Annotated in this window: 22 protein-coding genes; 14 read left to right on the top strand and 8 right to left on the bottom strand. The window is 74.3% G+C overall.

Annotation, left to right across the window (positions count from 1 at the left end; translation table 11 throughout):
* Nucleotides 1–54 precede the first annotated feature (54 nt).
* A complete protein-coding gene (locus IEW03_RS17180) occupies nucleotides 55–453 on the top strand; it encodes a VOC family protein (protein WP_188524931.1) in 399 nt (132 codons plus the stop codon).
* A 107-nt stretch (nucleotides 454–560) separates the two neighbouring features.
* Here the strand turns inward: IEW03_RS17180 and IEW03_RS17175 are convergent, their stop codons facing one another.
* The gene (locus IEW03_RS17175) at nucleotides 561–845 is read right to left on the bottom strand and encodes an HU family DNA-binding protein (RefSeq protein ID WP_188524930.1); all 285 of its coding nucleotides are present in this window, start codon (nucleotides 843–845) and stop codon (nucleotides 561–563) included.
* A 270-nt stretch (nucleotides 846–1,115) separates the two neighbouring features.
* Here IEW03_RS17175 and IEW03_RS17170 point away from each other — a divergent pair, with 270 nt between their 5' ends.
* Complete coding sequence (locus IEW03_RS17170) at nucleotides 1,116–2,405, top strand: MFS transporter (RefSeq protein WP_229738392.1); 1,290 nt, start codon at nucleotides 1,116–1,118, stop codon at nucleotides 2,403–2,405.
* Nucleotides 2,406–2,617: 212 nt separating this feature from the next.
* Here IEW03_RS17170 and IEW03_RS17165 read toward each other — a convergent pair whose 3' ends face one another.
* On the bottom strand, nucleotides 2,618–3,031 hold the full coding sequence (locus tag IEW03_RS17165; RefSeq protein ID WP_188524928.1) for a DUF6841 family protein: 414 nt from the start codon (nucleotides 3,029–3,031) through the stop codon (nucleotides 2,618–2,620).
* A 15-nt stretch (nucleotides 3,032–3,046) separates the two neighbouring features.
* Complete coding sequence (locus IEW03_RS17160) at nucleotides 3,047–4,522, bottom strand: MFS transporter (RefSeq protein WP_188524927.1); 1,476 nt, start codon at nucleotides 4,520–4,522, stop codon at nucleotides 3,047–3,049.
* 96 nt (nucleotides 4,523–4,618) lie between these two features.
* Here IEW03_RS17160 and IEW03_RS17155 point away from each other — a divergent pair, with 96 nt between their 5' ends.
* From IEW03_RS17155 to IEW03_RS17140, 4 genes are all read left to right on the top strand, one after another.
* Nucleotides 4,619–5,365: a TetR/AcrR family transcriptional regulator gene (locus IEW03_RS17155; RefSeq protein ID WP_188524926.1), complete on the top strand. Its 747-nt coding sequence runs from the start codon at nucleotides 4,619–4,621 to the stop codon at nucleotides 5,363–5,365.
* 136 nt (nucleotides 5,366–5,501) lie between these two features.
* Nucleotides 5,502–5,972 (top strand): DUF1801 domain-containing protein, encoded by a 471-nt coding sequence (locus tag IEW03_RS17150; RefSeq protein WP_188524925.1) that lies wholly within the window; start codon nucleotides 5,502–5,504, stop codon nucleotides 5,970–5,972.
* Nucleotides 5,969–6,778, top strand: a complete 810-nt coding sequence (locus tag IEW03_RS17145; protein WP_188524924.1) for a VOC family protein — start codon at nucleotides 5,969–5,971, stop codon at nucleotides 6,776–6,778. Before IEW03_RS17150 ends, IEW03_RS17145 begins: the two co-directional genes overlap by 4 nt.
* A gap of 62 nt (nucleotides 6,779–6,840) precedes the next feature.
* Complete coding sequence (locus tag IEW03_RS17140) at nucleotides 6,841–7,827, top strand: threonine ammonia-lyase (protein WP_188524923.1); 987 nt, start codon at nucleotides 6,841–6,843, stop codon at nucleotides 7,825–7,827.
* A gap of 207 nt (nucleotides 7,828–8,034) precedes the next feature.
* Here IEW03_RS17140 and IEW03_RS17135 read toward each other — a convergent pair whose 3' ends face one another.
* Nucleotides 8,035–8,763, bottom strand: a complete 729-nt coding sequence (locus IEW03_RS17135; protein WP_188524922.1) for a copper resistance CopC family protein — start codon at nucleotides 8,761–8,763, stop codon at nucleotides 8,035–8,037.
* A gap of 107 nt (nucleotides 8,764–8,870) precedes the next feature.
* Here IEW03_RS17135 and IEW03_RS17130 point away from each other — a divergent pair, with 107 nt between their 5' ends.
* The gene (locus IEW03_RS17130) at nucleotides 8,871–10,919 is read left to right on the top strand and encodes an NAD(+) synthase (protein ID WP_188524921.1); all 2,049 of its coding nucleotides are present in this window, start codon (nucleotides 8,871–8,873) and stop codon (nucleotides 10,917–10,919) included.
* Between the two features lie 9 nt (nucleotides 10,920–10,928).
* Here the strand turns inward: IEW03_RS17130 and IEW03_RS17125 are convergent, their stop codons facing one another.
* Nucleotides 10,929–11,516 (bottom strand): histidine phosphatase family protein, encoded by a 588-nt coding sequence (locus IEW03_RS17125; RefSeq protein WP_188524920.1) that lies wholly within the window; start codon nucleotides 11,514–11,516, stop codon nucleotides 10,929–10,931.
* Nucleotides 11,517–11,545: 29 nt separating this feature from the next.
* Between IEW03_RS17125 and IEW03_RS17120 the strand changes: the two genes are divergently transcribed.
* The 3 genes from IEW03_RS17120 (at nucleotide 11,546) to IEW03_RS17110 (ending at nucleotide 14,375) form a co-directional block, all read left to right on the top strand.
* Nucleotides 11,546–12,799, top strand: coding sequence for an amidohydrolase (locus tag IEW03_RS17120; RefSeq protein ID WP_188524919.1), 1,254 nt, complete (start codon nucleotides 11,546–11,548; stop codon nucleotides 12,797–12,799).
* Between the two features lie 114 nt (nucleotides 12,800–12,913).
* Entirely contained in the window at nucleotides 12,914–13,528 is a 615-nt protein-coding gene (locus IEW03_RS17115; protein ID WP_188524918.1) for a TetR/AcrR family transcriptional regulator, read from the top strand.
* A gap of 85 nt (nucleotides 13,529–13,613) precedes the next feature.
* On the top strand, nucleotides 13,614–14,375 hold the full coding sequence (locus tag IEW03_RS17110) for a glucose 1-dehydrogenase (RefSeq protein WP_188524917.1): 762 nt from the start codon (nucleotides 13,614–13,616) through the stop codon (nucleotides 14,373–14,375).
* Between the two features lie 10 nt (nucleotides 14,376–14,385).
* Here IEW03_RS17110 and IEW03_RS17105 read toward each other — a convergent pair whose 3' ends face one another.
* Nucleotides 14,386–16,377, bottom strand: a complete 1,992-nt coding sequence (locus IEW03_RS17105; protein WP_229738391.1) for a penicillin-binding transpeptidase domain-containing protein — start codon at nucleotides 16,375–16,377, stop codon at nucleotides 14,386–14,388.
* Nucleotides 16,378–16,439: 62 nt separating this feature from the next.
* Between IEW03_RS17105 and IEW03_RS17100 the strand changes: the two genes are divergently transcribed.
* Nucleotides 16,440–17,168, top strand: a complete 729-nt coding sequence (locus IEW03_RS17100; RefSeq protein WP_188524916.1) for a M15 family metallopeptidase — start codon at nucleotides 16,440–16,442, stop codon at nucleotides 17,166–17,168.
* 30 nt (nucleotides 17,169–17,198) lie between these two features.
* On the opposite strand, the gene IEW03_RS17095 is transcribed toward IEW03_RS17100, so the two are convergent.
* Nucleotides 17,199–18,440: a MalY/PatB family protein gene (locus tag IEW03_RS17095; protein WP_229738390.1), complete on the bottom strand. Its 1,242-nt coding sequence runs from the start codon at nucleotides 18,438–18,440 to the stop codon at nucleotides 17,199–17,201.
* A gap of 52 nt (nucleotides 18,441–18,492) precedes the next feature.
* Entirely contained in the window at nucleotides 18,493–19,194 is a 702-nt protein-coding gene (locus tag IEW03_RS17090) for a hypothetical protein (protein WP_229738389.1), read from the bottom strand.
* Nucleotides 19,195–19,528: 334 nt separating this feature from the next.
* Between IEW03_RS17090 and IEW03_RS17085 the strand changes: the two genes are divergently transcribed.
* From IEW03_RS17085 to IEW03_RS17075, 3 genes are all read left to right on the top strand, one after another.
* Nucleotides 19,529–19,921: a hypothetical protein gene (locus tag IEW03_RS17085; protein WP_188524915.1), complete on the top strand. Its 393-nt coding sequence runs from the start codon at nucleotides 19,529–19,531 to the stop codon at nucleotides 19,919–19,921.
* Nucleotides 19,922–20,009: 88 nt separating this feature from the next.
* The gene (locus IEW03_RS17080; RefSeq protein ID WP_229738388.1) at nucleotides 20,010–22,952 is read left to right on the top strand and encodes a helix-turn-helix transcriptional regulator; all 2,943 of its coding nucleotides are present in this window, start codon (nucleotides 20,010–20,012) and stop codon (nucleotides 22,950–22,952) included.
* Between the two features lie 24 nt (nucleotides 22,953–22,976).
* Entirely contained in the window at nucleotides 22,977–25,346 is a 2,370-nt protein-coding gene (locus tag IEW03_RS17075) for a SpoIIE family protein phosphatase (protein ID WP_229738387.1), read from the top strand.
* The last annotated feature ends 6 nt before the right edge of the window (nucleotides 25,347–25,352 follow it).

Genomic DNA, 25,352 nt, shown 5'->3' with positions numbered 1-25,352 from the left:
GACGCCACGCCACCGCAGCCGGTGAGTCGGTCGACGGCGCCCTATCGTGACCGCATGTTCACCGGCACGCAGGTCAATCTGTACGCCGACGACGTCGAGGCGGTCGTCGGGTTCTACCGGGCGCTCGGCTTCGCCGAGAGCTACCGCTACGCCCCGCACGGCGACCCGTGGCACGTCGAGCTGCGGCTGCCCGGGCTGACCCTCGGCGTCGCCTCCCCGATCGCCGCCCGCACGGAGCACGGCATCGGGGTGTCCGCCGAGGGCGCGGCGATGGAGCTCGTGCTGTGGTGCGACGACGTCGACGCCGAGTTCGCGCGCGCCGTCGACACCGGGGCGGAGGTGATGCGGGCGCCGCACGAGTTCCAGGACGGGCGGCTGCGCGTCGCCTGGGTGCGCGACCCCGCAGGCAACCCGATCGAGCTCGTCACGGTGCTGCGGCCCGGCACGTCCTGACGCGCCGGGCCCGGGGACGACGGAGGCCCGCCGCTCGCGACGTGGCGAGCGGCGGGCCTCCGAGCGGCTGACGCGGCGGACGTGACGTCCCGCCGGTCAGCGGACGATCACTTGGCGACGGCCTTCTTCAGGACCGAGCCGGCGCTGATCTTGACACCGTAGCCGGCGGGGATCTGGATCTCCTCGCCCGTGCGCGGGTTACGACCGGTGCGGGCGGCGCGCTCGACGCGCTCGACCGACAGCAGACCGGTGACCTTGACGGCCTCACCCTTGGCGAGGGACTCCTCCAGCACCGCCTGGAAGGCGTTGAGGAACTCCTCGGCCTGCGCCTTGCTCAGGTTCTCCGCCTTGCCGGCGATGGCCGAGACGAGCTCGGACTTGTTGAGCGACATGTGAATCCCTTCTCCGGATCACGACGCGCGCTGCCCGCACGTCGTCACGTTCACGCGTTCCCCGGCTCGCGCCGGGAGGACGGGGAACACACTAAGGAACATCCGCGGATTCCTGCGACTTTTGCGCGCGTGGCGTGGCAGACACGCCCGAAGTGCCCCACTCTCGCGGGCCCGCGACCGGTGAGAGCCGGCGCCCGTGACGGTCCTAGGCTCATGCCTGCAGAGCCCGCACGGCCCGATCCCCGACCCGTTCCCAGCCCCGGAGACCCCGTGACCGACCCGAGCGCCACCCCCGCCCGACCCCGCGGGCACGCCCGCAACATCACCGCGCTCGTGCTCGGCAACGCGCTGGGCGGCATCGGGGTCGCCGTCGGCGCGGCCGTGAGCGCCCTGCTCACCGAGCGGCTCGGCGGCACGTCGATGGCCGGGCTCGCACAGGCCGCGGGCGTGCTCGCCGCCGCGGTCGCAGCCATCCCGCTGGCCAACCTCGCCGTCCGGCGGGGACGGCGCACCGCGCTCACCCTCGGGTACCTGCTCGCGGCGACGGGCGCGCTGGTCATCGTCGTCTCGGCGGCGGTCGGCTCGATCGTCGTCCAGCTCGCGGGGATCGCGCTGTTCGGGGTGGCGAACGCGGTCACGCTGCAGTCGCGGTTCGCCGCCGCCGACGACACGCCGGCCGCGACCCGGGCGCGCACGATGTCGGTCGTCGTCTGGGCGACGACCGTCGGCTCCGTGCTCGGGCCGAACCTCACCGCGCCGGGCGACGACCTCGGGCAGTCGTTCGGGCTGCCGGAGTTCGCGGGGCCGTTCCTGTTCGCGCTCGTCGCGCTGCTCGCGGCCGCCGCCGTCGTCGGCGGTCTCTACCGCGCGCCCGCCCCGGTCTCCCTCGAACAGGCCCACGGCGCACCCCGCGCCAAGCGGGTCGGGGCGCGGGCGGCCCTCGCGTGGGCGTGGGGCCACCCGGTGGCGCGGTTCGCCGTCGTCATGCCGGCGTGCGCGCACGCCGTGATGATCGTCGTGATGGTGATGACGCCCCTGCACATGCAGCACGCGGGCATGTCGCTCGAGATCGTCGGCGTGGTCATCAGCCTGCACATCCTGGGGATGTTCGCGCTCAGCCCCGTGTTCGGCTGGCTGGCGGACCGCGTCGGCGGGGTGCGCACGACGGCGCTCGGGATCGGGCTGCTCGCCGTCGCGCTGGTGCTCGGCTTCACGGCCGCGACGACCACGGCGACCGGCGAGCACGCCGCGCACGGCGGGGGCGGGAACCCCACGCTGACGGCCGTCGCGCTGCTCGTGCTCGGGCTGGGCTGGTCGGCCAGCCTCATCGGCTCGTCCGCCCTGCTGGCGGGCGTCGTGGAGGCGCACGTCAAGGTCCCGCTGCAGGGCGCCTCGGACGCGGCGATGAACTACGCCGGGGCAGCCGCGGCCGCCGTCGCCGGACCGGTCCTGGCGGCCGGCGGGTTCGAGGCGGTCAACGTCGTCGGCGCGGTGATCCTGGTGCCCGCGGTCGTGGCGCTCGTGGCCTCGGCCCGGCGGCGGGCGCGCCTGGCCGGCTAGGTGTCTCGCCGGTCTCGCCCGGATCGACGCACGCCAGGCAACCCGGCACGCAACACCGAGTTCACCGCCCCCGCCCCGTCTGCTCGAACTTCAACGCGGAACCCGGTGATCACGCTGACGAGAACACTCCCCCCGTCTCTTCTCGCGGTTTCTCCTTGCGGTGCAGCGGCAGGTGCGGCGATCATCGCCTCGGCGTCCGGTGCGACCTGGGCTCAGATATCGAGATCGATGGAGCCCGAGGGCGAGACCTCGGGCGACTCGTCGTCGACGAGAGGCGTGAGCACCGCGATCCTCCAGCCTGCTGCTGTCTGGACGAGCTGGTAGATGAACTGCTCGGCGGATGTGCCGTCGTAGGACCAACAGACCTTGACCCATGAGCTGTGGCTGGTGTCCGCAATGGTCTCGACGGCAGCGGTGACGTCCGAGATGTCTTCGTACTGGCCGAAGGAGGCCGCGAAGAACTGCTCCGTCTGGGACGCGTCGGAGACCGCCACGGCCTGGCCGGGGAACTCGACGAGAGCGGGCACGGCGTAGAGGTCAGCGATCGATTTCGCGTCTCGCTCGAGCATCGCGGCGGCGTACGCGTCGAAGAACTTCTGAGGGTCGAGCTTTTCGTGGGTGTTCATCAGTGATCCTCTCGGTCAGGAACCGTGGGTCGGCTCGGTCTGGTGCTCAGGAAGCGGGTGAGGTGCGCAGCCGCGGTGCCTTCGTCGCAGCAGGATGCCGACGAGGATCGCTGCGGCGACCAGGATCCCCGCGCTGACGGCCAGGGCGGTGGTGTAGCCGTGCACGATGGCTTCGTCATCGGTCGCCGTTTCGGTGGCGTGATAGGCGGTGCTGGAGATGACCGCGACGGTATTGAGCAGCGCGACGCCGATCGCGGCACCGAGCTGCTGGGAGGCGTTGTAGGCGGCCGAGGCGGCTCCGATCTCGTGTGCGCCGACGCCCTCGGTCGCGGTGCTCGCGGTGGCGGTGATCACCAGGCCCATTCCCAGGCCGGTCAGCACCATGGCGGGCACCAGGTAGATGACCAGGACGTGGGTCGACCGGACGTCGAGGAACGTGAGGACGGCCAGCCCGGCGGCGGCGGCGAGGAGCCCGGAAACCACGAGGGCCGCCGGCGGGACGCGGCCGAGGAGCCGCCCAGCAATGATCATGGATCCGATCAGTGCGGCGACGGCATGAATGAGTAGCACGAGGCCTGCGTTCAGGGGCGGGTAGTCCAGCTGAGCCTGCATGTAGTAGCTCATGAACAGGTAGAAGCCGAACATCGCCGAGAACATCAGCCCGATGGCGATGAATGAGCCGGCGCGGGCGGAGCTCTCGAGGATCGTCAGCGGGAGGATCGGATTGGGCACCGCGCGTTCGACGAGCACGAAGGAGAAGAGCAGGACGAGGCCGCCGCCGATCAGGGCGGCCACGACGGGTACCGAGACCTGCTGGCCGTCGAGCTGGCCGATCCCGATCACGATGGCGGCGATGCCGCCGGTGCTGAGCAGCGCACCGAAGACGTCGATGCGGCCGGTCTGTCTTACTGCCGATGTCCGCGGGATGACGGCGGCACCGATCGCGATGAGCACGGCGATCGGGACATTGATGTACAGGCACCAGCGCCAGCTCGCGAAGTCGGTCAGCGCACCGCCGAGGAGCAGACCGACCGCGGACCCGGCCGCGCCCACAGCGGCGAACACGCCGAAGGCCCGGCCCCGTTCCCGGGCCTCGGTGAACGACATGGCGAGCAGGGACAGCGCGGCGGGTGCCAGCAGCGCAGCGAACGCGCCCTGGAGCGCTCGAGCGACGATGAGGACTTCGGCACTCCATGCCAGTCCGCCGACCAGGGAGGGGACGGAGAAGCCGAGCAGGCCGATCACGAAGGCCCGCCGGTGCCCGATCGTGCTGCTGATGCGCCCGCCTATCAGCAGCAGGCCCCCGAAGGTCAGCAGGTAGGCGGTGATCACCCAGTGTCTATTCGCCTCCCCCAGGCCCAGCTCAGCGTCGGCCGAGGGTAGGGCGATGTTGACGATGGTGCCGTCCAGCACCACCAGCAGCTGCGCCAGCGCCACCAGTGCCAGCGTCCACCAGCGCGCCGACGATCCTTCTCCGTCTTTCGTGCTCAACTCTGGTCTCCCTAACGATGGTCATGCGTACCTAACGCTGTTAGATTAACCTAGCAGCACACCGGGACGCGGTGACGAAGCAAGGAGAGCGATCGGATGCCAGAACCCCGTGAAGAGCACGCAGAGCCGTCGAACGTGTGGCTGCGTCCGCAGCGCTCCCGACGCGGCGAGCCACCGGTCACGAGCGAGCGGATCGTCGAGGTCGCCGTCGAGATCCTGGACGGCGGCGGGCTCGGGTCGTTGACCATGCGGCGCGTGGCCGAGCAACTCGGCGTCGTGGCCCCGTCGCTGTACTGGCACGTCAAGACCAAGGACGACATCATCGACCTGGCCGTGGACCACGTCTTCGCCGAGACCGATGCCCCGACCGGAGCGCAGCCGGACGGTTGGCGGGCGTGCATCGAGGCGATCGCGGTCGCGTGGCGGGCGACCCTGGTCGAGCATCCCTGGGTTGCACCGGTGGCGGCGTCTCGTCCCAGCTTCGGCCCGAGCTATCTCGACCAGCTGGAGCTGGTCATGTCCACCCTGCTCCGCGCCGGCCTGACCGGCGCAGAGCTGTCGGCTGCGATGTGGACGCTGCACAACCTGATCTTCGGCTCCGCCTCGACCGAGGCGACCCTGAACATCACCGACCACGACCGCGAGGTCGGGCAGGCCCTCCTGCAGCAGAACGCGGACCGCTACCCGACGCTGGCCGGCCACCGCTACCTCGACGACGACGACTGGCTCGGGGACTTCACCCGGGGTCTCGCCTACTTCCTCGACGGACTCGAACTCCGGATCCGTACCCGACCCGACCTCACCTCATCACCACGGACCCCACCCGGAGGGGAACGACCATGAACCAGGGGGCCGGCCGCACGATCCCTGCCGGCTGATCGTCGCGCAGGGAGGATCGGTCAGGAATCGAGAAGTTCCACGACGGGGTGCTCCCCATAGCCTCAAGGCACCGGAGCTCAGCCCACCAGAGGAGAGAGAAATGACCGAGAAGACGGCCCGTCCCGATCCGCAGACCGATAGCGACACCATGTCGGCACAGGAGCGCGCCGCCATCAGGGAGCGCGCCGCGGAGCTCAAGACCCAGGGCCGCAACGGCAAGGCCGCGGACAAGGCGGCCGCCAACGAGGCGGCCCTGGTGGCGAAGATCGACCAGATGCCCGAGCCCGACCGCACCCTCGCCCGGCGCGTTCACGCCATCGTCACCGCGTGCGCCCCGGACCTGGAGCCGAAGCTGTATTACGGCCAGCCCGGCTATGCGAGGAAGGGGAAGGTGCTGTGCTTCTTCCGCAGCGGCCAGGGCGACAAGGAGCGGTACTCGACCTTCGGGTTCAGCGTGCAGGCCGACCTCGACGACAACAGCGGTCTCTGGGCGACCTCCTACGCCCTGACCGAGCCGAGCGAGGCCGCCTGGGATGAGTTGGAGAGGCTGATCAGGAAGGCCGCCAAGTGAACGAGCAGACCCGTCACACAGAGACCTCGCTCGCCCTGGACGTCGTCACCCTCGCAGGCGATCTCCCCGCATCCAAGGAGTTCTACGCCTCAGCATTCAGCCCGCTGATCAGCGAGAGTGCCGAGACCGTTGATGTGGACATGCACGGCACCGGCCGCTTCGAACTGGCACCGCCGACGACCACTGGCGCGGGATCCGAGGGGGAATCGTCACCGTTCCCGGGATACGTCGTGACCTACGCGCTCGCACAGCCGGCCGAGGTGCAAGCGGTGATGGACGCCGCAGCCCACGCCGGCGCGCACGTGCTCAAGCCGGCCAAGAAGGCTCTCTTCGGTTCGTTCTCGGGGGCCTTTCGGGCACCCGACGGCTCGATCTGGAAGGTGGCTGCCGATTCCAACAAGAAGTCAGGGGAGGCCGCTGCAGTTCCTCGGCCCACCGAGATCAGCATCATCCTCGGCGTCAAGGACCCCCGAGCCTCGCGGACGTTCTACCAGGCACTGGGCATGGCAACCGACCGCGACTATGGAAACAAGTACATCGACTTCCAGCCACAACAGGGAGCAGCGCGTCTGTGCCTGATGCCGCGGGCCGTGCTGGCGAAGGACGTCGGCATCGACGACCCTGGCCACCGCACGGGCGGACTGGCGCTGGGCCACCGCACGGAGACCCAGGAGGGCCTCGACCAGCTCATGTCCGCCGCCGAATCCGCCGGCGGCAGCCCCGTTGCCCCGCAAGAACCGGCGGCCGGTTCCGACTCGAGCCACTTCACCGATCCGGACGGATTCCGCTGGAGCCTGTCGCTCTGAGCGCTGAATCGCGCAGGAGACGGCCCGCCCGACTTCCACGACCAAGGAGATGAGCATCGGACATGACGCGTCCATCCACGCGCCTCGACACTGCTCGGATCCGCGCGGCTCGAGAGGTGATCGACCCCGTCTTCCTCGACACTCCGCTGTATCGCTGCGAGGCGCTGGAGCCCGACCTGGGGTGCACGGTAAGCATCAAGCTCGAGACGGCGAACCCGGTCCGCAGCTTCAAGGCCCGCGGCACAGAGCTGGTGGCGAGCCAGCTGGCAGCCAGAGGCGAAAGGGCCGTCGTGTGCGCCAGCGCGGGAAATCTCGGCCAGGCGCTGGGCTGGTCCGGCCGCGGCCGCGGGCTCGACGTCACCGTCGTGGCGTCACGGTTCGCGACGGCGGCCAAGCTCGACCGCATCCGCGCGCTGGGAGCCGGGTTGGAGCTGGTGGACGGTGACCACGAGCTGGCTCGCGAGCGGGCGGCGGCCGTCGCCCGGCTCGACGGCATCCGCCTGGTCGAGGACAGCCTGGACATCGAGACGTGCGAGGGCGCGGCGACCATCGGCCTGGAGCTCGTGGAGACGCTGCCGTCGTTCGACGCCGTCCTGATCGCTCTCGGCGGCGGGGCCCTGGCCACCGGTGTCGGTCATATCGTGAAGTCCTGCGCGCCAGGGGCCGAGGTGATCTGCGTCCAGCCGCAGGGCGCGCCGGCGATGACGCGCTCCTGGCACCTGGGGCGCGTCGTGACCACCGGGCCGACCGACACCATCGCCGATGGTGTCGCCGGACGGCGCCCGATCCCCGTCGTCCTGGATGACCTCCTCCAGGTCGCTGACGACGCCGTCCTGGTCGAAGAGGCCTCCATCGTGACGGGCATGCACATGCTCCTCGAGCACGCCGGACTCGTCGTCGAACCCTCGGCCGCGCTCGGCATCGCCGCCCTCCTCGAGGACCGGGATCGCTTCGCCGGCCGGCACGTCGTCACCATCGTGTGCGGCAGCAATGTCGACCTCGACGCCTATCGCAGCTGGCTCGATGCCGCTCCGGTGCACAGGTCGTGAACACCGCTCGACGCCACCCGTCGATCGTGTCGAGGCTGCTGGCCGCGCCCGAGCGGCCTAAGGTGCCCGCTCTTCCGGAGCCGGTGCCGTCCTCGGCCCGCGTCCCTCGATGACGGTGAGCACACCTCGATGAACGCCCCGAGGCGATGCGGAGACGCCGGCAAGCCGGACTGATGTCGTCGCCTTGCTCAGATCTGCAAATCCCGCCTAGCGGCCGGCGGGGCCGTCCTCAGGGCCGTCGCCGGGCGGCTCGCGGTCGTCCAGCTCCTGCCGCATCCGGCGCTGCCGCAGCACCATCGCCGCCGCGACGGCGACGAGGGCGAGGACCGCCGCGCCGAAGAGCCACGACGCGGCCCAGCCCGCCTCGCCGTTCTCGTCCAGCTCCGCCCCGGGCACACCGGTGGGGTGCTCGTGACCGTCGGTGCCGGCGGAGGACGTCATGTCGCCCGAGGGCCGTTCGCCGTCCGGCGACGGTGCGTCCGTGGCCTGGCCCTCGCTCGTCGGCGACGGGCTGGCCTCCGGCTCCTGGGTCGCCTCGGTGGCCGGCTCCGCCGCGGCGGCGACGTCGTACGACAGCTCCCCCTCGATCGGGTGCCCGTCCGACGACACGACCCGCCACACGACGTCGTGACCGCCCGCGGGCAGGTCGCCGGGCAGCTCCGCCGTGACGACCGCGCCGTCCACGGCGACCTCGCCCTCGACCGAGCCGTCACGGGTGGAGACGATCACCTGCGCCCCCGACGGCAGCACGTCACCGCTGAACGTCAGGACGACCTGCGACGGCGGGGTGTCCAGCTTCGCGCCGTCCTCCGGGTCGGCGGAGACCAGCCGGTCGTGCGCGGCGGCGGGCTGCACGACGGTGAACCCGAGCCCGAGGCCCAGGACGGCCGCGAGCAGGACGAGGGCGCGTCGTCGTCGCGCAGGCTTCAGGTGCATCCTCCGACCCTAGCGAGCCCCGCTCCCGCGCCCCACGCGCTGTCGGGACCGCACGCGGGCACGGCCGCACGACTCGTGGGGCGCCGCCGTGTTCCTACACTCGGGGGGTGGACTTCTCCTCGGCCTACGCCCACGGCTTCGCCCGCGTGGCGGCCTGCACCGTCCCCGTCGCCGTCGCCGACCCGCGCGCGAACGCCGCGGCGGTCCTCGCCGAGGCGCGCGCGTGCCACGACGACGGCGTCGCGGTCGCCGTCTTCCCCGAGCTGTGCGTGTCCGGGTACGCGATCGACGACCTGCACCTCGCGGACACGCTCCTGGAGGCGACGTCCGACGCGCTGGCGGAGATCGTCGAGGCGAGCGCCGACCTGCGGCCGATGCTCGTCGTCGGCGCCCCGCTGGAGGTCGGGAACCGGCTGCTGAACTGCGCGGTCGTCGTCCACCGGGGCCGGGTGCTGGGCGTCGCGCCCAAGTCGTACCTGCCGAACTACCGCGAGTTCTACGAGAAGCGCTGGTTCGCGCCCGGCGACGACCGCCGCGGCGCCACCGTGACGCTGCCGTTCGGCGACGACGGGCCGGTGCCGTTCGGGCCGGACCTCGTCTTCCGTGCGTCCGACGTCGCGGGTCTCGCCGTGCACGTCGAGGTGTGCGAGGACCTGTGGGTGCCGGTGCCGCCGTCGGCCGAGGCGGCGCTGGCCGGCGCGACGGTGCTGCTCAACCTGTCGGCGAGCCCCATCACCGTGGCCCGGGCGGAGGACCGGCGGCTCATGGTGCGCTCGGCCTCGCACCGCGGGCTGGCCGCCTACGCGTACGCGGCGGCGCAGGGCGAGTCGAGCACGGACCTGTCGTGGGACGGCCAGACGATGATCTACGAGGTGGGCGACCTGCTCGCCGAGACCGAGCGCTTCCCCGACGGCGCCCGGCGCTCCGTGGCCGACGTCGACCTCGACCGGCTGCGCCAGGAGCGCCTGCGGATGGGGTCGTTCGACGACAACCGCCGCACGCTCGCCGACCGCACCGACGCGTTCCGGACGGTGCCCTGGACCGTCGACCCGCCGACGGGCGACGTCGGGCTGCGCCGCAAGGTGGACCGGTTCCCGTTCGTCCCCGACGACCCGGAGCGCCTGGCGCAGGACTGCTACGAGGCGTACTCGATCCAGGTGGCCGGCCTGGAGCAGCGGCTGGCCTCGATCGGGCAGCCGAAGATCGTCATCGGCGTCTCCGGCGGCCTGGACTCGACGCACGCGCTCATCGTCGCGGCCCGGGCGATGGACCGGCTCGGCCGGCCCCGCACCGACATCCACGCCATCACCATGCCCGGCTTCGCGACGTCGTCCGAGACGAAGGACCGCGCCACCCGGCTCGCGGAGTCGCTGGGCGTGCACTTCGAGGAGCTGGACATCCGGCCCGCCGCGGAGCAGATGCTGCGCGACCTGGGCCACCCGTTCGGGTCGGGCGAGAAGGTCTACGACGTCACCTTCGAGAACGTGCAGGCCGGGCTGCGCACCGACTACCTGTTCCGCCTCGCCAACCACCGCGGCGGCATCGTGCTCGGCACCGGCGACCTGTCCGAGCTGGCGCTCGGCTGGTGCACGTACGGCGTGGGCGACCAGATGTCGCACTACGCGGTGAACACGGGCGTGCCGAAGACACTCATCCAGCACCTCATCCGCTGGGTCGCGGACACCGGCCGCTTCGAGGCCGAGACCAACGACCTGCTGCGCGAGATCCTCGCCCAGGAGATCTCCCCCGAGCTCGTGCCCGCCGGCGAGGGCGAGGCCCCGCAGTCCACCGAGGCCGCCATCGGCCCGTACGCGCTGCAGGACTTCACCCTGTTCTGGACGCTGCGGCACGGGCTGCGACCGTCCAAGATCGCGTTCCTCGCGTGGCACGCCTGGCGGGACGCCGAGGCAGGCGAGTGGCCGCCGAACTTCCCGCACGACGAGCGCTCCGCCTACGACCTGGCGACCATCCGGAAGTGGGAGCTCGTGTTCTTCCGGCGGTACTTCTCGTCGCAGTTCAAGCGCTCCGCCATCCCCAACGGGCCCAAGGTCGCCGCCGGCGGCTCGCTGTCGCCCCGCGGCGACTGGCGCATGCCGTCCGACGCGTCCGCCGCCGCGTGGCTCGCCGAGCTGGAGGAGAACGTCCCGGCGGAGTGAGTGTCCCGTTCAGGGGCGCGCTGCCGGGCCGAAGCCGGTCCAGCGCAGCTCGGGCGGCAGGTGGCCCATGTCGTTGTAGACGATCAGGGAGGCGCTGCGGTCGTCGCGGTACTCGACGGTCGTGAGGGCGGCGTTGCCGTACGGCAGGCCCAGCCAGCTCTCGGGCGGCGCGGCGAGCGCGTCGCGCACGAGCCACGCGACCTGGAAGGCGTGCGTGATGAGCACCTCGTGCGTCTCGACGTCGGCGGGCCGGGCGAAGCGCGCGGTGAGCGCGGCGGCCAGCCGCTCGCCCTCGGCCGCCTCGGCGGCGTCGTACCCGTCGAAGAAGCCGGCCCACGCGGGCGGCATCGGGTCGGGCAGGTACGGCACGTGGTCGACCAGCTCTTCCGCCGGGGCGACGGGGACGCCGGGCAGCTGTGCGCCCAGCACCGCGGCCGACCGCACGGCCCGCGGCAGCGGCGAGTGCCAGACGGCGTCGACCGGCAGGGCGGCCAGCCGGCGGCCGGCGAGCTCCGCCTGCCGCTCCCCCTCCGCCGTGAGCTCGCCGAAGGGGTCCGCGGCGCCGTGGCGCAGCACGTGCAGGTGTCGCGTCGGCATGGCCCGACCGTAGCGGCATGATGGCCGGCATGACTACGCCGATCCGCACCGCTCGCTCGTCCGTCGCCATCACGGGCGGCTACGTCGTCCCCGTCGACGGCCTGCCGGTCTCCGGGGGCACCGTCCTCGTCACCGACGGCGTCATCACGGCCGTCGGCGCGGACGTCGAGGTCCCCGACGGCGTGCGCACGCTCGACGCGGGCGGGCGCTGGGTGCTGCCCGGCCTGGTCGAGTCGCACGGCCACCTGGGCGTGCACGAGGAGGCCGAGGGCTGGGCCGGCGACGACACCAACGAGAAGACCGGCCCGGACGGCGCGCACCTGCGCGCGCTCGACGCGATCAACGCCGAGGACGAGGGGTTCCGCGACGCGCTCGCGGGCGGCGTCACGACCGTCGTCGTGAAGCCCGGCTCGGCCAACCCGATCGGCGGGCAGACGGTGGCGATCAAGACGTGGGGCGGGCGCACCGTCGACGAGCAGGTGATCCGCGAGGCGGTCTCGGTGAAGTCGGCGCTGGGCGAGAACCCCAAGCGCGTGTACGGCGAGCAGAAGAAGCAGCCGTCCACCCGCCTCGGCGTGGCCGCCGTCATCCGCCAGGCCTTCCTCGACGCGCAGCACTACGCGGCGGCGCGCGCGGCGGCCGAGGCGAAGGGCGAGCCGTTCGCCCGCGACCTCGGCAAGGAGACGCTGGCCCGGGTGCTCGACGGCGAGCTCGCGTGGGACCAGCACACCCACCGCGCCGACGACATCGCGACGGCCCTGCGGCTCGCCGACGAGTTCGGCTACCGGCTGGTGGTCAACCACGGCACGGACGGCGCGCAGGTCGCCGACGTGCTCGCCGAGCGCGACGTCCCCGTCATCTACGGCCCGATGCTCACCTCGCGCTCCAAGGTCGAGCTGCGCCACCGGGACATCGGGAACCTGGCCCGGCTCGCGGAGGCGGGCGTGCGCGTCGCCATCACGACCGACCACCCGGTGGTGCCGATCAACTTCCTCGTGCACCAGGCCTCGTTCGCGGTGAAGGAGGGCCTGGACCCGCAGGTGGCGCTCGAGGCGCTCACGGTGAACCCGGCGTCGTTCCTCGGCCTGGACGACCGCGTCGGGGCGCTGGCGCCCGGGCTCGACGGCGACGTGGTCGTCTGGTCGGGCGACCCGCTGGACGTGACGTCGCGCGCCGAGCACGTCTTCGTCACCGGCACCGAGGTGTACACCTGGGACGCGGCGGCGGACGGCGGGCGCGGGGCCGGCCGGGTGCGCGAGCGGGCGGAGCGCTTCGCCTCCTGACCTCTCGCGCGGGAGCCTAGTTAGGCGACAGGTGTTGCCTAACTAGTTTCCCGGGCGTATCGTCGAAGACGTCGGGAGCCCCCGCTCCCGAGCCGTCCGGCGGGAGGTGGGAGCGTGGACAAGCGGGTCGAACGCACCGCGGAGGCGCTGCGCACCGCCGTCCTCGAGCTGGCCGCGGAGCAGGACGTCGCCACGCTCACCGCGTCCGCCGTCGCCGCCCGCGCCGGCATCAACCGGGCGACGTTCTACGACCACGCCGCCGGCCCCGCCGAGCTGCTCGCCCGCGCCCTCGCCACCGAGCTCGACGCCATCCACGACGAGTTCGTCGCGCACGTGCGCGAGATCGCCGGGCACGCCACGCGCACCGACGCCGAGCAGGTCGTCGACCGCTACACCCACGCCCTGCTCGCGCACGTCCAGGCGCACCTGCCGGTCTACGAGCGGGCGCTCGACGGCGGCCTCAGCGCGCCGCTCGCGCGGCTGCTCGCCGACCACGTCACCCGCACCCTCACCGAGCACCTCACGGAGCACCCCGGCCTCATGCCGCTCGACGACGGGACGCCGCCAGAGGACGTCGCGCTGCACGCGCGCGCCTTCGCGACGTACGTCGGCCTGGGGACGGTCGGCGCCCTCGAGGTGTGGCTCGCCGCGCCCGAGCCCCGCGACCCCGCGTTCTTCCCGCGGGTCGCCCACATCGCCCTGCCCGCCTGGTGGACCACGCCGTCGTGACGTCCCCCTCCCTGTCCGGTGGCACGCGTCCCGGGCGGGCAGGTGCCCCCAACCCCTCGCTCCCCTCTCGACGAAGGAGGCCGTCATGGCCAGCACAGGAACCCGGGTCCACAACAAGGTCGCGATCGTCACCGGCGGCTCCGGCGGCATGGGCGCCACGCACGCCCGCGCGCTCGTCGCCGAGGGTGGCAAGGTCGTCATCGCCGACCTCGACGACGCCAAGGGGCAGGCCCTCGCCGCCGAGCTGAACGACGAGCAGGGCGCCAGCGCCCGCTACACGCACCTCGACGTGACCAGCGAGGACGACTGGGCGCGGGCCGTCGCCTTCACGCTGGACGAGTTCGGCCGCATCGACGTGCTCGTCAACAACGCGGGCATCGCCAACGGCGCGCCGATCACGGAGTACGACGTCGACGCGTGGCGCACGATCCTCGACATCAACCTCACCGGCACGTTCCTCGGCATCCGCGCGGTCTCCCCGGTCATGGCGAAGGCCGGCGCCGGGTCGATCATCAACATCTCGTCGGTGGAGGGCCTGCGCGGCAGCCGCGGCCTGCACGGGTACGTGGCGTCCAAGTTCGGCGTGCGCGGGCTCACCAAGTCGGTGGCGCTCGAGCTCGGCCCGGCCGGGGTGCGCGTCAACTCGGTGCACCCGGGCTTCGTCGCCACGCCCATGACCACGGGCATCGACGCCGACAGCCTGCTCATCCCCCTCGGGCGCGGCGCGCAGCCGGAAGAGGTCTCGCAGACGGTCCTCTTCCTCGCCAGCGACGAGTCCAGCTACTCCACCGGCTCCGAGTTCGTCGTCGACGGCGGGCTCGTCGCCGGGGTGCCGCACCGGGGCTGAGCCCTGGGCGTCAGAGCCCCTCGAGGAACTCCTTCATGAGGGGCCCTGCCGTGTCGGAACCGCGGTGGCCGTCCTCGACGAAGACGGCCACCGCCAGGTCGTCCTTGATCGCCACCATCCACACGTGCTGCTTCGACCCGTCGCCGTACTGCGCGGTGCCGGTCTTGGCGCCGACGACGCCCGGGACGTCCTGCAGGAGGTCGGCGCTGCCGTCGGTCACCACCCCGTGCATCAGGTCGCGCAGCACCGCCGCCTCGTCCTCGGTGACCGGGGCCTTCGGCGCCGCGTCGTCCTTGCCCCCGCCGTCCTCGTCGGAGCGCACCAGGACCGGCTGCACCGGCTCACCGGCCGCGACGCTCGCGGCGACCGTGGCCATCCCGAGCGGCGACGTCTGCACCTTGCCCTGACCGATGAGCGACGCGGCGTGCTCGGTCCCGCTCGCCTCCGCCGGCACCGACCCGAGGAACGCGGGCACGCCCAGCGCCGCCGTGGCGGCCTCGTCGCCCGCCAGCCCGAGCCCGGCCGCGGCGGACGCCAGGTCGCCCTGCCCCACGAGCTCGTGCTGCGCGATCATCGCGGTGTTGCAGGAGTGCGCGAAGGCCGTGCTCAGCGGCACCTCGCCCAGGGCCGACGCCGGGTAGCCGGGGACGTTGCCGAACTCGCGCCCCTCGACGGTGATCGTGTCGGCGCACTGCACGGTGGAGTCCGCGGTGAGGCCCGCCCGCTGGAACGCGAGCGCGTCCACGATCTTGAACGTCGAGCCGGGCGGGTACTGGCCGAGCGTGGCCGTCGACCACCCCTCCCCGCCGGGCCCGCTCGCCGCCGCGAGCACGGCGCCCGTCGACGGCCGGACCGCGACGATGGCGCTCGCCGGCCCGACGCCGGACAGCACGTCCTCGGCCCGGCCCTGCACGCCGAGGTCGAGCGTGGTGCGCACCGGGGCGCCGTCCTTGGCGTCCACGCGGAACACCTCGCGCGGCTCGCCGTCCTCGACGACCTCGGAGCCGTCGAGCGACGTGTCCGACCCGTCCGGCGGCAGCACCCGCACCACGACGCCCGGCACGCCGGCCAGCCGCTCGTCGTACTGACGCTGCAGGCCCGTGAGGCCGGCGACGTCCCCCGCCTGCACCCGCCCCTCCGACTCCTCGACGACCTCCGCCGTCGCCTCGCCCGAGCGGCCGAGGATCGGTGCCGCGAAGTCGCTGTACGGGGCCAGCTCGAGGGAGTCCTCGACCGCCAGCACCCCGGGGATCTCGCGGGCGTCGTCCACCGAGAAGTCCGTGCCCGGGTCGACGTCGCGCACCGTGATGGCCTCGACGAACGCGTCGTCGCCCGCGGCGTCCACCTGGGCGAAGAACTCGTTGGGCTCGAGGCCGACCAGGACGGCGAGCTCGCGGGCCGCCGACTCGATCCCCAGCCCCTCGACGGCCGTCTTGTCGACGCCGAGGTGCCACACCTTCCGTGCGGTCACCATCGGCTGGTCGTCGCCGGCGAGCACGTCGGCACGGTCCGCGTCCAGCCGCTCGACCTCCAGCCGCTCGCCCGGCGCCAGCTCCGGCACCAGCACGTCGGGGCGCCACACGACCTCCCACGACCCCTCGCCGTCCGCCTCGGCGGGCTCCACGTATGCCAGGTCCGCCGTCGTGTCGTACTCCCACGCGGTGCCCTCGGCGAGCTCCCAGGTCCAGCCCAGCCTGACGGGCACGGTGACGGCGCCGTCCGCCTCCTGGGCCTTGCCGATGTCCTCGACGGTCACCGCACGCTCGCGCTCGCCGGTCGCCGTCGCGAGGGGGTCCAGGATCTGGTCGAGCTGCGTCTGCGCGTCGACCGAGCCGCCCACCTGCAGCGGGACGTCGGCCAGGTCGCGGGCCTGCAGGGCGCTCGCGAGCGCCTCGGCGACGTCGTCCGCGGGCGGCCGGTCGGGGCCGGAGCATGCCGCGAGCAACAGCATCGCGGGCGCGCTGGCCAGGAGGACGAGGGCGGGGCGGTTCCGACGGCGCACCTTGGCGAGCGTAGCCGCTGACTGGCAGTCTGGGAGGCGTGTCCCCGGAATGTCGTGTGGTCGTGCTGCGCAGAACCTGTGCGGCTCTTCTCACGACGACGATGCTGACGACGGCGGCGGTCGCGGGGGGCGCCGGCGCACCCGCGGCGACGGCCGCGATCCCCGTGCCCGCGCCCCTCGTCGACGGCGTGGGCACCCGCGCCGCGACCGACCCGGCTGACCTGCAGGTTCTCGTCAACAAGGCCTACCCGGTGACGCCGCGGGACTGGGCGCCGGAGCGGCTCACCCGCCCCGACGTGCGCGCCGTCGGCGGCAACGACCGGCTCCGGCCGGTCGCGGCGCACGCGCTCGAGCGCCTCGCCGCGGCCTCCGAGCGGGCGACGGGCCGCGAGCTCGTCCTCCAGTCCGGCTACCGGGACGCCGACACCCAGCAGCGGCTGTACCGGCGGTACGTCGAGCGCGACGGCCGGGCGGCGGCCGACACCTACTCCGCGCGCGGCGGCTACTCCGAGCACCAGACCGGCCTGGCGGCCGACGTCAGCGAGGCCGGGACGCCCTACACGCGGTTCGAGGGGACCCGGACCAGCCGGTGGGTCGAGGCCCACGCCTGGCGGTACGGGTTCGTCGTGCGCTACCCGCGCGGCGCCCGCGCCGTCACCGGCTACGCGCCGGAGGCGTGGCACCTGCGCTACGTCGGCGTCGGACTCGCGGCGCACATGCACGTCGCCGGCGTGACCACGCTGGAGGAGGCCTCCGGCGCCGGACCCGCCCCCGACTACCCGCCGCGGTAGCCCGCCCCGCCGGGGCCGACCGGAGGTCGGTTACCGCGCGAGGGCGGCGGCGATGCGCCGGGCGGCGTCCGTGAGGACCGCGGACGACGTCGCCAGGTTCAGCCGCAGCCGGCCGGTGCCGCCGCTGCCGAACGGGATACCGTCGCCGAGGGCGACGCGGGCGCGGTCCAGGACGAAGCCGTGGGCGGCGGCGGGGGCCACGTCCGCCGGCAGCGCGTCGCGCACGTCCAGCCAGGCGAGGTAGGTCGCCTCGGCGGGCTGCACGCGCACGGCGGGCGCGCCCTCGGCGAGCAGCCGGGTGGCCAGCCCGCGGTTGCGGGCCACCCCCGCGAGCAGCGCGTCCAGCCAGGCGTCGCCGTGCGTGTAGGCGGCGGCGTGCGCCAGCACCGCGAGGTGGTTGACGGCGTGCCCCGCCACCTCGGGGACGCGGCGCAGGTCGGCGGCCGCACCCGGGCCGCCGAGGGCGACCGCGGCGCGCAGCCCGGCGAGGTTGAACGCCTTGGACGCCGAGTGCACGACGATCGCCCGGTCCGCCCCGGCGACGCTCAGCAGCGGGACGAACGGCGCACCCTGCCCGACGCACTCGAACGTGAACGGCGCGTGGACCTCGTCCGCGACGACGCGCACGCCGTACCGGTCCGCGAGCGCGAGGACCGCCTCGAGCTCGGCCCGCGTGTGGACGGTGCCCGTCGGGTTGTGCGGGTTGCACAGCAGCAGCACCGCGCGCCGGCCGCTCCCGGGCCCGCCGTCCGGCCCTCCCCCGGTCGCGCGCCCGAACGCGGCCTCGAGGGTGTCGAGGTCGAGGCGCGCGTCCGTGGTGAGCGGCGCCTCGACGACCTGGCGCCCCTCGCCGGCGGGGAACTCGTAGAACGGCGGGTACACGGGCGGGGTGACGACGACGGCGTCCCCCGGGCTCGTGAGCACGCGCAGCACCTCGGTGACCGCCACCATGACGTCGGGCAGCGTGCGGCTGGACGCGACGTCCGGCGCCCACCCCCACCGGCGCTCGGCGAACGGCGCGAGCGCCTCGGCGTACATGGGGCCGGTGTGATAGCCCGTGTCGCCGTCGGCGAGCGCCCGGGCCACGGCGTCCGCGACGAACGGCGCGGTGGGCGTGTCCATCTCGGCGACGAACATCGGCAGCACGTCGGGGTCGTAGACGCGCCACTTCACGGACGTGCGACGACGCAGGTCGTCCAGGGTCAGCTGCTCCAGGGGGTTGTCGGCGGCGGGCACGGTCGAGGTGCCGGCCTCGCGGTCGGTGGTGGTCACGGACCCCGGTCTACCAGAACCCGCCGGCTCACCCGCCGGCTCATTCACCGGCTCACACCGAGGCGGCCGGCTTCACGACCGTCGTCCACTCCTCCTCGCGCAGCTGCGGCCCGTCCTCGTCGCGGCCGGCCCAGCGGCGGGCGTCGTCGACCGTCGTCCGGAGCAGGTCGTACAGCCGGGCGTCGACGTCCGGCACGAACGCCTCGCTGATGCCCTGCACGGCCGTGGAGACCACGGACGGCGCGGCGTCGCGCACGAAGCGCTTGGGCCGCACGCGCGTGCCCTCGCAGAACCGGTAGGCCCACTGGGCCGTCTTGGGCGCGGCGGCGAGGGCGTCGGCGCTCTCGGGCGCCAGCGTGCCGTCGGGCCGGTCGTCCAGCGTGTCCAGCATCCGCTCGGCGCCGATGATCGCGACGGCGAGCGTCTGCTGCCGGTCGGCGGGCGCCACCGGCAGGGCGGTCTGCGCCGCGTGCAGCGCGATGCGCACGTCCCAGCGCGGGTCGTCGCTGGTCAGCCCGATGACGGACGGGATCAGCGGCGCCAGGCGCGGCCGCGCGCCGTCGGAGGTCAGGTCGTTCACCGCGCGCGCGAGCATCGCGAGCAGCGGGTGCGTGCACTGCGGGTGGTCGCTCCACCGCTCGCCCGCCAGGAACGACGCGAGCTCCATGAAGCACGCGCCCTTCTTCGGGTTGCGGTGCTTGCCACGCCCCAGCATGGGCAGCGCGTCGAACGCGCCTGCTACAGATCCAGCCACGAGTCCACCCCCGTATCGGTCCGGTCTCCAGTGTGCGACCGGTGTGACCCAGATCGCAACGGATAGCCGTGACGGATGCCCGGGGCGATAGCAGGCCCGCCGGCGGCGGTGCACGGCCCCGGCGGGGTGCCTCAGGCCCCTCGCGGGACCACCTCAGACCACCCCCTCAGCAGGTCGGACGGCGTCTGAGGTACCCCGCCCGGCGAAGACGGGGCAACTGACCGATCCGCGGACCCCGGCCTCAGGACGAGCGTGGGCACCACGAGATCGACGGACAGCCGGCAGGGGCCGGCACGAGAGGCCGGGAACGCCCGGCCGGCGAGGGGACGAAGAGATGGACCAGATGTCGGTTTTCGACCTGGCGATCATGGCCGAGCAGGAGTACCGCCGCGAGCGGCTCGCCCGCAGCTACCAGCGGGGCACGCCGCGCATGGTGCGCACCGCGGGCACGTGGGTCGCCCGCCAGACGCGTCGTGCCGTGGAGGCCGCCGGCGCCCGGGTCGCGGCACGTCGCGCCGTCCGGGCCCGGGAGGTCGCGGACCGCGACGCCACCCGGACCGCCCGCGCCCGCCGGGCCGTCGAGCGGCTCGGGTCCGCGATGGACGCCGTCGCCGCCCGCACCGACGCCCGGGCGTGGGACCAGCAGGTCACCCGCCGGACGTCGGAGATCTCCGACGCCCTGGCCGCGATGCGGCCGCAGGACGGCGCCGGACGCCGGGCCGCCTGACGTGCGGGCGGTCGGCGCCCCCGGCCCGGCGGCCGGGGGCGCGGGAAATCCTGGGGCGGGTGTGGGCGGCCGGTGGGACGATCACGGGGTGCGCCGTTCCCCCCAGGTCCCGCTGATCGCCCGCGACGAGCAGGTCGACACCTTCCGTCGTGCGCTGGAGCGCGCGGCGGACGGGATGCCCGGCGTGCTGCTGCTCGGCGGCGACGCCGGGGTCGGCAAGACCCGGCTCGTCACCCACCTCGCCGAGGTCGCGCAGGCAGCAGGGGCGCGCGTCGTCACCGCGCACTGCGTCGACCTGGGCGAGGTGGGCATCCCGTACCTGCCGTTCACCGAGGCGCTCGCCCAGCTGCGCGACGACGCGGGCGTGTCCGACGTGATCGGCCAGCGGCCCGCCCTGACCCGGCTGCTGGACCCGGCCACCGGATCGGGCACCGACCACGCCGAGCGGCTGCAGCTCCTCGACGGCGTCGCGGGCAGCCTCGCCGCCGCCGGGCGGGCGGGCGCCCCGCTGGTGCTCGTGGTGGAGGACGCGCACTGGGCGGACGAGTCCACGCGCGACGTGCTGCGGTTCGTCGTGGCACGGCTGCGCTCCGAGCACCTGCTGCTCGTCGTGACGTACCGCAGCGACGACGTGCACCGCCGCCATCCCCTGCGGCCCGTCATCGCGGAGCTGCACCGGCAGCGCCCGGTGGAGCACGTGGAGCTGACGCCGTTCACCACCGACGAGCTGCGCGAGTTCACCACCGCGACCCGCGGCGAGCCGCTCGACGAGCGGGAGTTCGACGCCGTGCGCAGCCGGTCGGACGGCAACGCCTTCTTCGCGGAGGAGCTGCTCGACGCCGGGCAGTCGTCGGCGGGCCTGCCGTGGTCGCTGGCCGACGTGCTGCAGGCGCGGCTGCAGCGCCTCGACCCGGCCGTGCAGCAGCTGGTGCGCCTGGCGTCGGTGGCCGGGCGCCAGGTGGACGAGGCGCTGCTGCGCGCCGCGGCGCCGCGCACGTCCGGCCTGGACGCCCCCGGCGCGGCGGACGCCGCGCTGCGCGAGGCCGTGGCGCAGCAGGTGCTGGGCGTGGAGGGGCAGCACGTCGCGTTCCGCCACGCGCTCGTCGCCGAGGCGCTGGAGCTCGACCTGCTGCCCGGCGAGCGCACGGCGATGCACCGGGCCTACCTGGGGGCGCTCACCGACAACCCGGGGCTCGGCTCCGCGGCCAACCGCGCGCACCACGCGCTCCACTCCCACGACCTGCCCGCCGCGCTCGTCGCCTCGTGGGAGGCGGCACGGAGCGCGGCCGAGCTGCTCGCCCCCGCCGAGGAGCTGCGCCACCTCGACCAGGTCCTGTCGCTGTGGGAGTCGGTGCCCGACGCCGGGGACCTCGTCGGCGCCGACCGGGTCGACGTCGCGCTCCAGACCGCGGCCGCCGCCAGCTCCGCGGGTCAGACGACGCGGGCGGAACAGCTGGCCCGGCGGGCCGTCGAGGCCCTGCACGACGACCCGGAGCGCCAGGCGCGGCTGCGGCACGTGCTGGTCCGCCACCTGCTGGCGGTCGAGCCCGCGCACGACGCGCTGGAGCAGACCACCCTCGCGCTGGACGTGCTGCTCCCCGGCGCGGACGGCGCGGGCGAGCCGTCCGTCGACGACGCCGAGGCCACGGCGGACCTGGCGTGGACGCTCGCGGTCCGCGCCCGGGTGCTGCTCACCAAGGACCTGGACGACGAGGCCGGCACCTACGCACGGCTGGCGGTCGACGTCGCGCGGCGCGCGGGCGCCGCGTCCGCGGAGGCGGACGCGCAGACCACCCTCGCCATCCTCGAGGTCGCCGAGCCCGACGCCGCCGCGGGGCGCCTCGCGGCGGCCCGCGAGCGCGCCGTCGACGCGGGCGACCTGCCCACGGAGCTGCGGTCCTGGTACAACCTGTCCGCCACGCACTTCTACGCCGGCCGCCTCGAGGCCGCGGCGCACACCCTCGACGACGGGCTCGCACGGGCGCGCGCCACGGGCATGCTGTGGTCCACGTACGGGGTGGAGATGGTCGACCTCGCCCAGATCCTCCCCTACCTCACCGGGGACCTGACGGAGCGCGAGCTGCCCGCGGGCGCCCCCGCCTGGGTGCTGCCCTACCTCGAGACCGGCCGCCTGTACGCCGCGGTCGCCCGCGAGGGCGCCGACGCGGCCCCCCGGGCGGAGGTGCTGCGTCCCCACTGGGACTCCGACGGCCAGGTCGCGCTGATCTCCGGCGGCACCCTCGTCGACGCCATGACGTGGGCGGGCCGCTACGACGACGCGGTCGCGCTCGCGGAGGAGGTCGCCGCGCACCTGGGCGCCGCGTGGTCGGAGTTCTTCCTCGGCCGCATCTGGATCTGCGCGCTCGCCCTCGCCGCGCTGGCCGACGAGGCCGAGGCCCGCCCCCGGGGCGCCGCCGACACGGGGGCCGACGGGCTCGCCCGCGGCGACGCGCTGGTCGAGGTCGCGCGCGAGACCGCGCGCCGCGGGCGCCCGCGCGGCGGCCAGCTCGGGCCGGAGGGGCGCGCCTGGTTGCGGCGGGCGGAGGCGGAGCACTCCCGGCTGCGGGCCGCGCTCGCCGACGCCCCCGCCGACCCCGCCGTCTGGGAGTCGACGGTGCGCGAGTTCGACTTCGGCTACCGGTACGAGGTGGCCCGCTCCCGCTTCCGCTGGGCGCAGGCGCTGCGGGCCACCGGCGACGTGTCGGCCGCGGAGGTGGAGGCCGCCGAGGCGCTGGGCGAGGCGCGGGCGATGGGCGCGGCCCCGCTCGCCGACGCGATCCACGCCTGGGGGCGCCGCGCCCGCGTGCCGCTGCCGGGCGCCCGCCGCACCACCTCCGTCCTGACCGAGCGCGAGGAGGAGGTGCTGACGCTGGTGGCGCAGGGGCTGAGCAACCGGCAGATCGGCGAGCAGCTGTACATCTCCACCAAGACGGTCAGCGTCCACGTGTCGAACCTGCTCGCCAAGCTGGGGGTGTCCGGGCGGGCGGAGGCCGTCGCGGTCGCGCACCGGCGCGGGCTCCTCGGCGTCTGAGCGAGCAGGGTCCATACTGACGAGGTGCCGGAAGTCCAGGTCGTCGGCTCACTGCCCGCTCCCGAGACCGACCCCGCCGCCGGAGAGCCCGTCGCAGACGAGGTTTTCGACCGCATCGCGCGGCTCGTGCACCGCCAGCTGGGCGTGCCCGCCGCCGCCATCGTCATGCTCGGGCCCACGGGCCAGACTCTCCCGGGCGCGGTCGGCTTCCCGGAGGAGGCGCAGCGCACCCGCCGCATCTCCCTGCCGCAGCCGCTGACGGCGACGGTCGCGCGCACCCGCACCCCCCTGGTGGTGCGCGACGCCGAGAACGACCCGCGCGTCGAGGGCCGCCACCAGGTCCAGGACCTCGTGGCCTGCTCCTACGCCGGCTACCCGGTCGAGGACGCCCGCGGCCAGGTGGTGGGCGCGCTGTGGGCCCTGTCGTCCGAGGTCCGCGACTGGACCGAGGTCGACCTGGCCACCCTCGCCGACCTGTCCGCGGCCTGCTCCAGCGAGCTGCGCATGCGCGCGGAGCGGGAGCGGGCGCGCCTCGCCGAGCAGGTCGCGTTCCGCGCCCACCGTCGCTCCCGGTTCCTGCTCGGCCTGAGCGAACGGTTCGCGCGGGTGACCACGCTGGACGAGGTCGAGGACGCGATCGCGCACGTCATCGGCACCGGCACGGGCGCGCGCTGGGTGTCGCTCGCCCTGGTGGACGCCGACCGCCGCCACCTGTCGTTCTTCACCGTCGGGCACCAGGAGCCGGGCACGACGCAGATGCGCAGCACCCGCCTCGACGCCGCCCGGCCGGACACGCACGTCGTGCGCACCCGCACCCCGCTGCGCTTCCGCGACCACGCGGAGATGGTGGCCGCCTACCCGGAGATGCGGCCCGTCGGGTCGGTCTCCGAGGGGGCGCGCTCGTTCCTGCCGGTGTCCTCCAACGGCACCGTCGTGGGCGTGATCGCGTGCGTGTGGGACACGGTGCGGGAGCACGACGCCGAGACGGCGGCGCTCGAGTCGACCATCAGCCGGTACGTCGCCCTCGCGCTGGAGCGGGTGGCGCTGCTGGAGGCCCGGCGCCGCGTCGCGACGACGCTGCAGGAGTCGATGCTGACGGCGCCCCCGACCGTGGCGCACCTCGACATCGCGACCACCTACTCCCCGGCGGCGCGCACGGACCAGGTCGGCGGCGACTGGTACGACGCGGTGGTACGCGACGACGGCACGGCGATCGTGATGATCGGCGACGTGGCCGGCCACGACGTGCACGCCGCCGCGCAGATGGGGCAGCTGCGGTCGATGCTGCGCGCCCTGGCGTGGAGCCACGACGAGTCGCCGGCCGCGCTCCTGTCCCGCCTCGACCGCGCCAACGACCGCCTCGGCCCGAGCGCGATGGCGACGGCCGTCGTCGCCCGCCTGGACCGGGACCCGCCGTCGCCCTCGCCCGGGCCCGTCGCGACCGGGGCGGAGGCCGGTGACGACGCCGCCGAGCGCCCCGAGCGGGCGTACACCCTCACCTGGTCGGTCGCCGGGCACCCGCCGCCGATGGTCCTGCGCCGCGACGGGACGGTGCAGCGCCTGGCCGACGTGCCCGACCTGCTGCTCGGCGTCGTGCCCGCCACGGGGCGCACCGACCGCACCTGCCGGCTCCTGCCGGGCGACACCCTCGTGCTGTACACGGACGGGCTGGTGGAACGCCGGGGCGTCCCGAGCGAGGAGCGCCTCGCGGACCTCGAGCGGGTGCTCGCCGGCGCCCACGGCGAGGCCACGTCGGCGGTGCCGCGCGCGCTCCTGCGCGGCCTGGTCGCCGACCCGCAGCGCGACGACGTCGCGGTGCTGGCCGTGCGCGTGCGGGTGCCTGCGCCGTCCGGTCCCCCGTCGCCCGCGGGCCCCGCGCGCGCCGAGCGGCGCGTGGCCTCCGACGACCTCAGCGACCTGGGGCCGACCCGACGGTGGGTCGACGACGTCCTGGAGTCGTGCGAGGTCGACGACGAGCGGCGCCGCACCGCGATGCTGCTCACCTCCGAGATCCTCACCAACGCCCTCGAGCACGGCGAGGGGCCCATCACGGCCCGGGTCGAGGTGGACGGCCGGCGCCTGCGCGTCGGGGTGCGTGACGGCAGCACGGCCGAGCCGGAGCTGCAGTCCCCCAGCCCGCACGACCTGTCGGGCCGCGGGGTGCTCTTCCTCGACCGGCTGGCGTCGCGGTGGGGCGTGGAGCGCCACGACGGCTCGGACGCGGTGGGCCGGCACTCCGGGGTCGTCGAGGGCAAGACGGTGTGGTTCGAGATCGACCGGGGCTCGCGCCCGCTCACAGGCGCGGTGCAGCGGGTGCGGACGCGGCCGGCGACGCCGGCGTCGGGCACCGTGCCGCTCGTCGAGCGGGTGCTGCCGCGCGAGGACCCCCGCTGAAACCTC

The organism is Isoptericola cucumis (assembly GCF_014635665.1).
Taxonomy (GTDB): domain Bacteria; phylum Actinomycetota; class Actinomycetes; order Actinomycetales; family Cellulomonadaceae; genus Isoptericola; species Isoptericola cucumis.
The sequence above is the reverse complement of the archived record's forward strand: the minus strand, read 5'-3'. Positions and strand labels throughout refer to the sequence as shown.

What these genes read in the sequence shown, in the direction of transcription:
- IEW03_RS17120 (WP_188524919.1), top strand. Translation starts at nt 11,546, where the DNA reads ATGACTACGCCGATCCGCACCGCTCGCTCGTCCGTCGCCATCACGGGC.
- IEW03_RS17175 (WP_188524930.1), bottom strand. Translation starts at nt 845, where the DNA reads ATGTCGCTCAACAAGTCCGAGCTCGTCTCGGCCATCGCCGGCAAGGCG.
- IEW03_RS17140 (WP_188524923.1), top strand. Translation starts at nt 6,841, where the DNA reads ATGACGCGTCCATCCACGCGCCTCGACACTGCTCGGATCCGCGCGGCT.
- IEW03_RS17135 (WP_188524922.1), bottom strand. Translation starts at nt 8,763, where the DNA reads ATGCACCTGAAGCCTGCGCGACGACGACGCGCCCTCGTCCTGCTCGCG.
- IEW03_RS17180 (WP_188524931.1), top strand. Translation starts at nt 55, where the DNA reads ATGTTCACCGGCACGCAGGTCAATCTGTACGCCGACGACGTCGAGGCG.
- IEW03_RS17150 (WP_188524925.1), top strand. Translation starts at nt 5,502, where the DNA reads ATGACCGAGAAGACGGCCCGTCCCGATCCGCAGACCGATAGCGACACC.
- IEW03_RS17110 (WP_188524917.1), top strand. Translation starts at nt 13,614, where the DNA reads ATGGCCAGCACAGGAACCCGGGTCCACAACAAGGTCGCGATCGTCACC.
- IEW03_RS17155 (WP_188524926.1), top strand. Translation starts at nt 4,619, where the DNA reads ATGCCAGAACCCCGTGAAGAGCACGCAGAGCCGTCGAACGTGTGGCTG.
- IEW03_RS17125 (WP_188524920.1), bottom strand. Translation starts at nt 11,516, where the DNA reads ATGCCGACGCGACACCTGCACGTGCTGCGCCACGGCGCCGCGGACCCC.
- IEW03_RS17165 (WP_188524928.1), bottom strand. Translation starts at nt 3,031, where the DNA reads ATGAACACCCACGAAAAGCTCGACCCTCAGAAGTTCTTCGACGCGTAC.
- IEW03_RS17085 (WP_188524915.1), top strand. Translation starts at nt 19,529, where the DNA reads ATGGACCAGATGTCGGTTTTCGACCTGGCGATCATGGCCGAGCAGGAG.